This window comes from Mesorhizobium sp. B2-5-3 (assembly GCF_006441005.1).
Classification (GTDB): domain Bacteria; phylum Pseudomonadota; class Alphaproteobacteria; order Rhizobiales; family Rhizobiaceae; genus Mesorhizobium.
In genome coordinates, this window is the sequence record NZ_VFUS01000001.1 from 248537 (window position 1) to 260078 (window position 11542).

The 11542-nt window shown below is 65.3% G+C and carries 12 protein-coding genes; 1 reads left to right on the forward strand and 11 read right to left on the reverse strand.

Annotation, left to right across the window (positions count from 1 at the left end; all coding sequences use genetic code 11):
* Window positions 1–56: 56 nt before the first annotated feature.
* The 9 genes from FJ867_RS01305 to rsfS form a co-directional block, all read right to left on the reverse strand.
* On the reverse strand, window positions 57–599 hold the full coding sequence (locus tag FJ867_RS01305) for a nucleoside-diphosphate kinase (protein WP_140517522.1): 543 nt from the start codon (window positions 597–599) through the stop codon (window positions 57–59).
* 14 nt (window positions 600–613) lie between these two features.
* The gene (gene rnk, locus FJ867_RS01310) at window positions 614–1036 is read right to left on the reverse strand and encodes a nucleoside diphosphate kinase regulator (protein WP_140517521.1); all 423 of its coding nucleotides are present in this window, start codon (window positions 1034–1036) and stop codon (window positions 614–616) included.
* A gap of 275 nt (window positions 1037–1311) precedes the next feature.
* Window positions 1312–2451 carry an alanine racemase gene (gene alr / locus FJ867_RS01315; protein WP_140816304.1) on the reverse strand — a complete coding sequence of 380 codons (1140 nt, stop codon included), beginning with the start codon at window positions 2449–2451 and terminating at the stop codon, window positions 1312–1314.
* A gap of 92 nt (window positions 2452–2543) precedes the next feature.
* Window positions 2544–3065: an RNA pyrophosphohydrolase gene (locus tag FJ867_RS01320; RefSeq protein WP_140493512.1), complete on the reverse strand. Its 522-nt coding sequence runs from the start codon at window positions 3063–3065 to the stop codon at window positions 2544–2546.
* A gap of 30 nt (window positions 3066–3095) precedes the next feature.
* Window positions 3096–4271 carry a divergent polysaccharide deacetylase family protein gene (locus FJ867_RS01325; RefSeq protein WP_140525019.1) on the reverse strand — a complete coding sequence of 392 codons (1176 nt, stop codon included), beginning with the start codon at window positions 4269–4271 and terminating at the stop codon, window positions 3096–3098.
* Window positions 4272–4469: 198 nt separating this feature from the next.
* Complete coding sequence (locus FJ867_RS01330) at window positions 4470–5801, reverse strand: S41 family peptidase (protein ID WP_181165202.1); 1332 nt, start codon at window positions 5799–5801, stop codon at window positions 4470–4472.
* A 1-nt stretch (window position 5802) separates the two neighbouring features.
* Complete coding sequence (locus tag FJ867_RS01335) at window positions 5803–7182, reverse strand: murein hydrolase activator EnvC (RefSeq protein WP_140662830.1); 1380 nt, start codon at window positions 7180–7182, stop codon at window positions 5803–5805.
* Window positions 7183–7349: 167 nt separating this feature from the next.
* Window positions 7350–7832, reverse strand: coding sequence for a 23S rRNA (pseudouridine(1915)-N(3))-methyltransferase RlmH (gene rlmH, locus FJ867_RS01340; RefSeq protein WP_140517517.1), 483 nt, complete (start codon window positions 7830–7832; stop codon window positions 7350–7352).
* 83 nt (window positions 7833–7915) lie between these two features.
* Window positions 7916–8293: a ribosome silencing factor gene (gene rsfS, locus FJ867_RS01345; protein ID WP_135902362.1), complete on the reverse strand. Its 378-nt coding sequence runs from the start codon at window positions 8291–8293 to the stop codon at window positions 7916–7918.
* Between the two features lie 242 nt (window positions 8294–8535).
* On the opposite strand from rsfS, the gene FJ867_RS01350 reads away from it, so the two are divergent.
* The gene (locus FJ867_RS01350) at window positions 8536–9387 is read left to right on the forward strand and encodes a mechanosensitive ion channel domain-containing protein (protein ID WP_140554892.1); all 852 of its coding nucleotides are present in this window, start codon (window positions 8536–8538) and stop codon (window positions 9385–9387) included.
* On the opposite strand, the gene FJ867_RS01355 is transcribed toward FJ867_RS01350, so the two are convergent.
* Window positions 9388–10686, reverse strand: coding sequence for an MFS transporter (locus FJ867_RS01355; RefSeq protein WP_140517515.1), 1299 nt, complete (start codon window positions 10684–10686; stop codon window positions 9388–9390). It abuts the gene before it with no gap.
* Window positions 10687–10783: 97 nt separating this feature from the next.
* Complete coding sequence (locus FJ867_RS01360) at window positions 10784–11371, reverse strand: nicotinate-nucleotide adenylyltransferase (RefSeq protein WP_140560819.1); 588 nt, start codon at window positions 11369–11371, stop codon at window positions 10784–10786.
* Window positions 11372–11542: the final 171 nt, after the last annotated feature.

Genomic DNA, 11542 nt, shown 5'->3' on the forward strand with positions numbered 1-11542 from the left:
CATGATCCCGAGCGAAAATCGATGTCGATCTTCGAGACCACGCGCCGTTGCCCATTTCACGCCGCCGAGGGACCGGGGTCGTCTTCTTCTGTCTGCCGCATTCCGGCCGTCTCGCCAAGAGGCCGCCAATCGGCTGCGGCACTGTAGACGAGCCTGAGCCCGTGCGGTCTCCGCTCGTCAGCCTGGTCTTTCTGCCTGACCGTGCGCCGGGCAGCTTCGGGCTGGTAGAGCACGGCCTTGATCAGGATCGACTCCCGCCTGCCGTCGGCGTGTTCGACCGTTGCCGTCTGGCCTTGCGCCATGCCAAGCATGCAGAGCCCGCGCCTCGTTGCGACCGACAGGCTCGAGCCGACCGGCCCGCGCACCTCGTGCTGCACCAGGGTTCGCGTCTCGGCGGGACCGGCATCGACGCCGAACACCACCCTGCTGTTCAGCGTAACGATGTCGGGGCCGACCGAATCGATCGGCACGACATCGGCGCCTGAAAGCTTGTGTTCGAGCATGCGCACGATCGGATCCGCGAATGCCCGCCGGCGCTCCAGCATGACTTCGAGGACGGCGAAGTCCTTCGTCGTCAGGCAGCAATTCGTGCTCGTCATCACCGCCTCCGCCATCAAGCTCGTCGCGGGCCGGAAGCCGGCGCATCGACGGCCTCGACGGTCACTGACAGTTCCCGGCCGCCACGACCGTTCCAGCAAACCGTCTGCCCGACGCTCGCGCCAATGAGCGCGGTTCCCATCGGCGTCAGCACCGAGATCCGGTTCTCGGCTATGTCGGCCTCACCCGGGTAGACCAGCATGATGCGCTGGGCGTCGCCGCTTTCGCCGCGCACGATCACCGTCGAACCCATTCGCACCACACCGGCCGGCATCGCCGCCGCGCTCCTGACGACGGCCCTGTCCATTTCCGAAAGCAGCTCCTCGGCCGTCTCGGGCGCGCGATCGAGCAAAGCCCTCGCAAGGCCCGTCAGCCTGTCATGGTCGGCGTCGCTGATCAGAAGATGGCTGTTTGGACGCAGTTCTTTCGCGTGTTGCATGGCAAACCTCATGGACCGGCGCATCGAGCGGATGCGCGCCTGCCGGCGCGCTGGCGGCGGCGTGATGAAAGGCCGGCAGCCGCGAAGGGCTGTTCGGCTTGATGGCGATTGTGGATGGATGGATGCCCCGGTACGGACGGACGCCGGAAGGCGGCCGCGCCGGGGCTACGATCCCGCGATCGGGCAGACCCTGAAGAAGGTTTTGATATAAGCGAGCTTGCTCATGTGCCAAAGCTTGCCGAATGGCGCCCGCTTGTCAAGCGCGGCCAAACCGCTCAACCGCCCAGATAGCGCCGGTGAAAACGCGTTCCGAGGCTGGCCAGGATTTCATACCCGATGGTGCCGGCATGGTCGGCAGCATCGTCGACGCTCTGTGAGGGCCCTAGCAACTCCACCAGGTCGCCCTCTCCGAGCCGGCCGGGCGGCAAGGCGGAAATGTCGAGAATGATCGAGTCCATCGACACGCGCCCGAGGAAAGGCAGGCGCACCGCCTCGAACCATGCGGCCGAAGCGGAGCGGCGCAGCCAGCCGTCCGCATAGCCGAATGAAATCGTCGCCAGGCTGAGCGGGCCCTGCGCATGGTAGCTGTGGCCATAGCCGACGCCAGTGCCCTTTTGGACACTGCGCGTCTGCGCCACCTTGGCCTGCAGCCCGACCACGGGCAGCATCGGGTTGGCTTCGCCAGGCGTCGGGTTGATGCCGTAGAGGGCGGCACCGGGCCGGGCGAGATCGCAATGATAAAGCGGGCCTAGAAAGATGCCGGAGGAGTTGGCAAGCGAGGCCGGCGCCACGGGTAGCATGGCACGCAACCGCGCGAATGCCAGCCTCTGCTGTTCATTGGCCGGGTGGCGCGGTTCATCGGCGCAGGCCAGGTGGCTCATCACATATCTGACGTCGATGCCATCGAAAGCGCCGACATCCACGGCCACCGCCTCGACCTCGGCTGGCGCCATTCCAAGCCGCGACATGCCGCTGTCGACCTGGACGGCAGCCGGGAGCCGGCGCCCGGCGCGGTGTGCCGCTGCGCGCCAGGCTTGCAACTGTGCGCCACTGTTGATGACGGCGCACAAGCCAGCCGCCACCGCTTCCGGCTCGGAACCCGGCGGCATCCCGTTCAGCACGTAGATGTCCGGTCCGGCCCCCACCGCCTTGCGCAGCGCGATGCCTTCGGACAGCAGCGCGACGAAGAAGATGTCGCAGCCTTCCTTCATCAGCGCCGATGCCACTTGCGCGGCGCCGAGACCGTAGCCGTCGGCCTTGACCACGCCCGCGCAGCGCACGCCGCCCAGCCGCGCCTTCAGCCGCCGGTAATTTTCGCGGATCGCGCCAAGGTCGATGGTGAGGATGGCCCCGGCAGCAGCCTCGCTTGTGGCGTCGGCTTCCTCGGGCAGCGATCTTTTGGGGGCGTCGTGCATGGCGGCCCTTCTTGTGGCGGATGGACATCAATAAGACGGTCGAACCGGCGCGGCAACCGCTGGCGTTTGAACCGCGGCCGCGGCCCGTCCGGCTATGGCACAAGGTGACGGAACGCCGTCACCACGTCTTCATAGACCTTGCGCTTGAACGGCACGATCAGGTCGGGCAGCTCCTGCATCGGCCGCCACGACCATTTGTCGAATTCGGCGGTGTGGCCGCCGGGCGGCGGATTGATCTGGATCTCGCTGGTATCGCCATGGAAGCGGAAGGCGAACCATCGCTGCGTCTGACCCCGATAGCGCCCCTTGAAGGCGACGCCGACGAGGTGGTCCGGCAGATCATAGTTGATCCAGTCCGGCGCCTCGGCGAGCAGCGAGACGCTGCGCATGCCGGTCTCCTCATAGAGCTCCCGCTCCGCCGCCTGCAGCGGCTCCTCGCCCTTGTCGATGCCGCCTTGCGGCATCTGCCAGAGCTGCGTGGTGCCGGCGAATTCGCTGTCCGGCTCGGCGATACGATGGCCGACCCAGACCAGGCCCTCGGCGTTGAGGATCATCAGCCCGACACAGGGACGGTAGGGCAGCGTCTCGCGGTCGACCTTCTTCGTCTTCGGCATCATTCAGTCTTTCAAGCTGTTTCCCGGTGGCTAGCCCTTTTGCGGATCGATCGCCACCGCTGAAATCGGCACGATCTCGATGCCGCGTTTCTTGGCCTCGGCCGCCCATGACGACACCGTGTCGACCGTCAGGTCGAAAGCGGAGCCGATGCCGACCGCGGTTCCCTTGGCACGGGCGGTCGCCTCCAGGCTGTCCAGTTTCTTCAGGATGGCGCCGCGATCCTGCACGGCGTCGATCGCCGTGTCGCCGGAGACGAAGGGCACGCCGTCCTTCAGCGCCAGATCCGGCGCCAGGCTACGCGCCGACGAGCCGTCGTCGATATAGGCGAGCCCGCGTTTGCCGAGCTCGGCCATGAAGGGTTCCATTGCCGCCGGGTCGGCGGAAAACCGCGCGCCCATATAGTTCATGACACCGGTATAGTTCGTCGTCCGCGACAGTGCCCAGCGCAGGTTCTTCAGGTTCTCTTCCGCGCTCGCCGCCACCGTCAGCGTGTTGCGCCCGGGGTTGACATTGGGATAGTCGAACGGTTCGAGCGGCACCTGCATGACGATCTCGTGGCCGCTCTGCCGGGCGGCCTGCATCCAGCGGCCGATGCTGTTGCCTTGCGGCGCGAACGCCAGCGTCACTTCCGCCGGCAGCTTGGCGATGGCCGCCTGGGTGCCGGTCTGTGAAACCGCGAGCCCGCCGATGACGATCGCCACGCGGGCGCCGCGCGCGCCTGACCACGGCCGCGCGTAGACATCGAAGGGCCGCCGGCCGTCTGCGGCGCGCACCGGCAAGGGGCCGGCATCGCCGGCCTCGATCAGCGCCCTGTCGGGAATATGCGCGATCTTCAGGTTTTGGCCGATGGTCGACGGATCGCGGATGACGATTGCCGCCTTGGGCGGACCATCGCCTTCCTCTGTCTGCACATGGATGATCTGCGGGCCCCCAGCCTTGGCCGGCATTTCCGCCTTTGGCGTCGTGACCGGCGCCAAAGCGGACGGCGCAGCGGTCGGCTCCGGCACCACTTTCGGCGTCGAAACCGCGACTTCCTGCGGCTTGCGAAACGGCTTGTCCCTGAGCGCGATCGCGCCGGAGACGCCGACAACGGCCAGCACGACGAACGCAGCCACGAGCGCACCCACGCTGACCTTGCCGGCGGCGCGCGGCGGACGGACAGTCAGTCCGAGCGGTCGTTCGATGTCCTTGCCGATATCAGCCAAGCCCTGTCCCCGTCCGCATGGCTTCGAACATGGAACCTTTCGAAGAGACATGCGCGAATTCTTCAACCCCGGCGCACCCCTGGCGCCCTGTATCGAGGGATTCGCGTTACCCCCGAATCAAACTGCCGGAACCTTTCGGTCCCGGCAGCATCGCATTGCTTCCATCGGGCGGCCAGACCCGTTGTTGGCCGCCACCTGTTACTGGTTGAGGACAGCCTTCTGCGGATTGGGCGGGAAGGACGGATCGGTCTTCTGGCCGCGCAGAAGCTGCTCGGCATAGATGAGCTGGAGGTCGTTCTTCGGATCCGGCGGCACATAGGCTGCCGAGCCCGAACCGGTCGAGCTCTCGTCGGCACCCTTGATGTGGCCCTTGAGGTCGGATTCGCCGCGCGTCAGGTCCCTGCCCTGCAGTTCCGGCGGCAGCGGCTGGTCGACCTTGATGTCGGGCGTGATGCCCTTGCCCTGGATCGACTTGCCGGACGGCGTGTAATAGAGCGCCGTCGTCAGCCTGAGCGCGCCGTTCTCGCCAAGCGGGATGATGGTCTGCACCGAACCCTTGCCGAAGGACTGCGTTCCGACCACCGTGGCGCGGCGCAGGTCCTGCAGCGCGCCAGCGACGATTTCGGACGCACTGGCCGATCCGCCATTGACCAGCACGATCAGCGGCTTGCCGCCGATATCGTCGACCTGCTTGGACTTGGCGTCGAAGCGGGTAACGTCCTTGGGATCGCGGCCGCGCGTCGAAACGATCTCGCCACGGTTGAGGAAGGCGTCCGATACGCTTACCGCCTGATCGAGCAGACCGCCGGGATTGAGGCGCAGATCGAGCACATAGCCCTTGAGCTTGTCGTTCGGCACCTGCTTCTTGATGGTGTCGATGGCATTCTCGAGGTCGTCATAGGTCTTTTCGGTGAAGGAGGTGATCTTCATGTAGCCGATGTCGTTCTCGACCCGGAACTTGACCGCCTTGACCTTGATGATGTCGCGCACCACCGTCAGCTCGATCGGCTTGTCGGCGCCCTGGCGCAGGATGGTGAGCTTGATCGGCGTGTTGACCAGGCCGCGCATCTTGTCGACCGCGTCGTTCAGCGTCAGGCCACGAACCTCCTCACCGTCGATCTTGGCGATGTAATCGCCGGCCAGCACGCCCGCCTTGGCGGCCGGCGTATCGTCGATCGGCGTGATCACCTTGACCAGATCGTTCTCCATGGTGACCTCGATGCCGAGGCCGCCGAACTCACCCTTGGTCTGTACGCGCATGTCCTGCGCCTGCTCGGCGTTCATGTAGGAGGAGTGGGGGTCGAGCGAGGCAAGCATGCCGTTGATGGCGTTCTCGACCAGCGACTTGTCGTCGGGCGGCGTCACATACTGCGCCCGCACCCGCTCGAAGATATCGCCGAAGATCGCCAGTTGCTTGTAGGTCTCCGACCCCGCAGCGTTCGCTGCCGAGCCGGGCGCGCCATAGACCAGGCTCATGGCGGACGCGCCCATCAGCGCACCGGCAAACAGAAGCGACAGTTTCCGCATCATTTCACGTCCTTCCAGAAAAACGGTCCGCCCACCATGGGGCCGGATCGACGGGTTTTCCATCCTTGCGGAACTCGACATAGAGCTCCGGCGTGGCATTTCCATTCTTCGAAGCCGAGGTGCTTGCCACCCGGGCCTCTCCCATCGCACCGACCGGCTCTCCTGCGAGCACTGATTGGCCGGTTGCGACGCTGATTCTGCTCATCCCCGCCAAGACGACATGATAACCGTCGCCGGCATTCAGGATCAAGAGTTGACCGTAGGAGCGAAACGGCCCCGCATAAAGCACATTCCCATCCGCCGGTGCGGTGACGATGGCGCCCGATTGTGTCGCAACCATGTCCCCAAGCATCACCGCGCCGTTACCGTCTTCGGCGCCGAACCGGCGTTTGATGCGGCCGATGACCGGCAGCGCGATCTGTCCTTGCAGCGCCGAGAAGGGTGCCGCAGCGGCAAGCCGGTTGGCCTCGGGAACCGGCAGCGACGCCGTCATATCGCCGCCCGCCTTATCCCTGCCCGCCTTGTCGCCGCCCGCCTTGTCGCCGCCGGCTTGGCCGGCCTCCGCGGCCTTTGCGGCATCCGCGGCCTTGCGGTTGCGTTCGGCCTGGGCTTCGAGCGAGGCGATCAATTCCTTCAGGCTGCTGGCCTTGGCCGCGAGCGCCTCGGAATGCTGTCGCTCGGCCGACAACTGCGCCTGCGTGTCGGCTTCGAGCTTCTGCTTGGCTTCCAGCAGCATGCCGAGCCGCTTCTTTTCCGCAGTCTGCTCGCCGACCGCCGCCGTCAGCCGTGCCCGCTCGGCCTCGATCGAGGCCGTCACTCTTGTCTGCTCCTTGAGGTCGGCCAGGAGCCTGTCGGTCTGCTGGCGCAATTCAGGCACCACGGCGCCAAGCAAGATGGCGCTGCGCACCGACGACAGCGCGTCCTCCGGCTTGACCAGGATCGCCGGCGGCGGGTTCAGTCCCATGCGCTGCAATGCGCCCAGCACCTCCGCCAGCACGTCGCGCCGCGCCATCAGCGAGGCGCGGATCTTCTGCTGCTGGGTCTTCAGCCCCTCCAGCTTGGCGCCGATGTCCTCGATGTCCTGCCCAAGCTTTTGCTCGGTCATTGCCGACTGGATCAGCGCGGCGGTGATCGAGGCGTGGTCCTTCTTGACCGCGGCGATGTCGGCGGCCAGCTTGGCCAGCCGCTCGGACGACAGGCTTATCTCCTTGGAGATCTGTTCGTATTCGGCGCGGCTCTGGTCCGGATCGGGGGCCATGTCGAGCGTGTTCTCGGCCCATGCGGCATTGAGCGAAAGGATGACCACCGCCGCCGCGATGCCGCAGCGCGCGCGCCAGGAGCCCGCTGTCGATGAGCCCGTCGTCGATTTCCAGCCTTCAGCCATGCGGGATGGACTCTATCTGCGGCTTCGTTAACGAACCATCAACCATATTAATGCGCATCGCCCAAAACTGTGCAGCGGTTTCGCACACCGGTGAGCAAAATAGGGAAAGCCGGCCCGAAGCCGTGATCTTGCGCGGCATTGGGGCGGAATTCGGTGCGATGCGACCTTCAGGTTCTGTGATAGGGGTGGCCGGACAGGATCGTCGAGACCCTGTAGAGCTGCTCTGCCAGCATCACCCGCACCAATTGGTGCGGCCATGTCAGCGCACCGAAAGACATCACCAGCTCGGCCTGGGCGCGCAACGACGGATCGTGGCCATCGGCGCCGCCTATGGCCAGCGCCAGCGCCTTGCGGCCAGCGTCGCGCAATTGGCCGATGCGGCCGGCGAAATCTTCCGAGGACAGGTTCTTGCCGCGCTCGTCGAGCAGGATCAGCGCCGAGCCGGGCTGCAACTGCGCCTGCAGCCTTGCGCCTTCATCGCGCCGGCGTTCATCGGCGTTCTGGGCGCGGCCTTCGGCGATCTCGGCGATGCCGGAGAATTCGAGGCCGACAGCCGGGCCGCTCTTGGAGAAACGCTCGAAATAGCGGTCGGCGAGTTCTCTCTCGGGGCCGCTTTTCATCCGGCCCACGGCATGAACGGTAATCTTCATCCTCGCCTCAGAGGCCGCCGATGCGTGTCGCCCGAAAATCGTCAATGGGCCAGGAACCACGGCACGCATCCAAACCAACCGGCTCAGTGCAAGGTCTCTTCCTCGAGGTCCGGCGCCTGCCACATCTTTTCGAGATTGTAGAATTCGCGGACTTCGGGGCGGAAGACATGGACGATAATGTCGCCTGAATCGATCAGGACCCAGTCGGCGCCGGACAGCCCCTCGACACGCGCCGTGCCGAGGCCGGCATCCTTCAACGCCTTGAGGAGATGATCGGCAACAGCCGAGACATGACGGTGCGATCGACCCGACGCGACGACCATGTAGTCGCCGAGGCTCGATTTTCCCTGAATGTCGATTGAGACGATGTTTTCGGCCTTGGAGTCTTCCAGACTGGCAAGGACTGTCTTGATGGCGCGGGACACGGCGTCGTTTACGCTGATCCCGGCCGGCGAAGGCACGATGTCGGCCTTCTTCCGCAGTGCTGTTCTCAGTGTATTTCCTTTCGCAGCAAGAACAACCAAATCACCCCTGAAAGCGGGTGACACCGCTTAGATAGGCAGAGTTCCGTTGCAGTTTCAAGACGGAGCCCCGCTTCCATGCGAACTCATTGAGGCTCCGCTTGTTCCGCGCGACACGCAAAAGATCGGAACCCAGGCGTTCCGCAGGGGTTATCGGCTGATTGATCAACCGGAATCCCATTATGCCGATCGACCCGCAAAATGCCCTCCTGACCGTGCAGGCGGGGCTCTCTCAGCTCAGCGCGCTCATTGTCTCCTATTCCCTTTCGGCGGTCGGCGCCGTCATCCTTCTGGTTGTCGGCTACATCGTCGCCGGCTTTGCCGAGCGTTCGATTTTTGCCGGCCTGGGCCACATCCATGGCTTTGACCAGACGCTGCGGCACTTCTTTTCCAAGATCGTCCGCTATGCCATCCTCGTCCTGGTCGTCATCATGGTGCTCGGCCAGTTCGGCGTGCAGACGGCCTCGATCATCGCCGCGATCGGCGCCATCGGCCTGGCCATCGGCCTGGCGCTGCAAGGCACGCTGCAGAACATTGCCGCCGGGATCATGCTTTTGGCATTGCGGCCGTTCCGCATCGGCGAATCCGTCGAAGTCGGGTCCATTGCCGGCTCGATCGAGGAAATCGGCCTTTTCGCCACCAAGCTCCGGAGCGCCGAAGGCGTCTACATCCTGGCGCCCAACTCGACGCTGTGGAACCAGCCGGTGCGCAATTTTTCGCGCAACGGCGTGCGGCGCGGCGACATCACCCTCTCGATCGGCTCCTGGAACGACATCGACCGCGCCCAGAAGACGCTGCTTGCGATCGCCGCCGCCGAGCGCCGCGTCAAGCGTGAGCCGGCGCCGACCGCCTTTGTCGCGGCATTGGGCGAAAGCACCGTCTCGATCACCTTGCGTTACTGGACATCATCGGTGGATTTCTTCGCCGCCCAGGCCGATCTCACCAAGCGGGCCAAGCAGGAATTCGACCGCGAACGCATATCGATCCCGCTGCCGCCACCGCAGGCCCCGGCGCCGGAAACCCGCCGGCAATAGTCAATCGCCCCTGTGCCGGTGCTGTTCGTCCGGCGCGAAGGCGAGTTCCACCGGCAATGGCGCTTGCGCCGTCATCGGCGCGAAGCTGCCGGTTTCGGTTGCCGGCACCGGCCGCGCGGTGAACACGCGCAAAAGCACGAACAGGCAGAAGACGCAGGCGATGACCACTGTTACATAGATGAAGGCCTGCGTGCCGAAGACGGCTGACAGCGCGGTCACGATGCCCGGCACGATGAAGCCGGACAGCGACCAGGCAAACAACAAGGAACTCGACAGCGCCACCATGTCGTCCTTGCCGGCGCGGTCGGCGGCGTGGGCACTGGCCAACGAGTAGATCGATTCCGAGGCGCCGTCCCACATCACATAGATCACCAGCAGCACCGCCAGCGTACCGCCGTCGAAGCCGAGCGCAAACATCCCTGCCGCCGCGGCGATCGCGGATGCCGCGACCAGCACATAGCGGCGATCGGTGCGGTCGGAAATCCAGCCGAGCGGAACCTGCAGGATCAGCGTGCCCAGCGGCATCACCGAAAGCAGCAGCGCCACGTCGGCCTGGCTGTACCCCTTCGCGGTGGCGTGGATCGGCGCAAAACCGGAAATCGACATGGACAGGCCACCGACCGCCAGCATGCCGGCGACGCCGACCGGCGAAATCCGCCAGGCCCGGCGCAGCGCCACCGATGCCGCCTGCGGCGCCGGCGGCTGGGCCAGCCGGGTCATCCCGACGGGCAGGATGGATAGCGCGGTGAAGGCTATGCCGATCAGCGATGCATCCGCCGTCCTGATGTCGACCAGCGCCAGCGTCGCATAGCCGATGCCGAGCCCGCCGACATAGGCGACGTAGAAGACGGCCATTACCCTGCCGCGTATGGCGTTGGCCACGGCATCGTTGAGCCAGCTCTGCGCGACGATGAAAAGCCCGCATATGGCAAAGCCGTAGAGAGCGCGCGCCGCGATCCACAACAGGGGGTGCGGCCCGGCGCCGATTGCGGCATTCGACAGCGCGATCAGCGCCGACAGCACCATGAAGGCACGGGCATGGCCAACCCTGCGCACCAGCGGTCCGGTCAGGATGCAGCCGGCGAGACCACCCGCCGACAGACCGGTGACGATCAGACCGGCCCAGGTCGGATCGAAGCCTTCCACGCCGAGCCGGACGGGGATGTAAGCGAACATCAGCCCGTTGCCGATGGCGATCAGCGCCATCGACACCACGACGCTGGCAATCGCGATCAGCGGCGTGGGCGTGTCGCCGTGCCTCGGTTCCGTTTCGGTTTGGCTTTTCACGAGAGTGGTCATATCAGCGCAAGATCATCCATTCGATGACGAAAGGCCGCCGCAAAAGCGACATTGCCAGACTTGCCTTCCTCCTTGCGAAGAAAGGGCGCTGTGCCGATCAGCCCTTCGCCTGCTCGCGGATAGCCGTCGACGACAGCGACGAGCGCGGGCCGTGGATGAAGGTCCACGCGGGCGCCTTCATGCGGGCGAGCCTTGGCGCATCGCCTTCGTCGATGCGGGCATAGTCGAAGGTCTTGGCCACGACCGACGACAGGAACGACAGCGTCGCGCCCGGACGATCGATGACCGCGATCGGGAAGGTCATGACGATTTCGCGCCAGCGCTGCCAGCGGTGGAAATCGCGCAAGCTGTCGGCGCCCATGATCCAGACGAAGTCGACGCCGGGATTGCGCGCCTTGACCAGCGCCAGCGCGTCGGCGGTGTAGCGCACATGATGCGCCGCTTCGAAGGCGGTGACCTTGATCTTCGGGTTCTTGGCGATCTTCTCGGACAGGCACAGCCGTTCGGCCAGCGGCGCCAGCTCGTGCGTGTTCTTCAGCGGATTGCCCGGGGTGACCATCCACCACAACTGATCGAGCGCCAGCCGCCTGAGCGCGATCTCGGCGACCAGCGCGTGGCCGGCATGCGGCGGATTGAACGAGCCGCCGAACAGGCCGACGGCAAGGCCTTTGCCGGCATGCGGCATTTTGAGGTAGCTGGACGGGATAGGTTGCTCAAGCAGGGAAAGCATTCGCTAGGCACCCCCCTCTGTCCTGCCGGACATCTCCCCCGCAAGGGGGGAGATTAGCAGCTTCGGTGAAGGCACAAATCTTGGAGCATTGAAGATCGGCGAAACCAAAAATGTCAGCCGATCTCC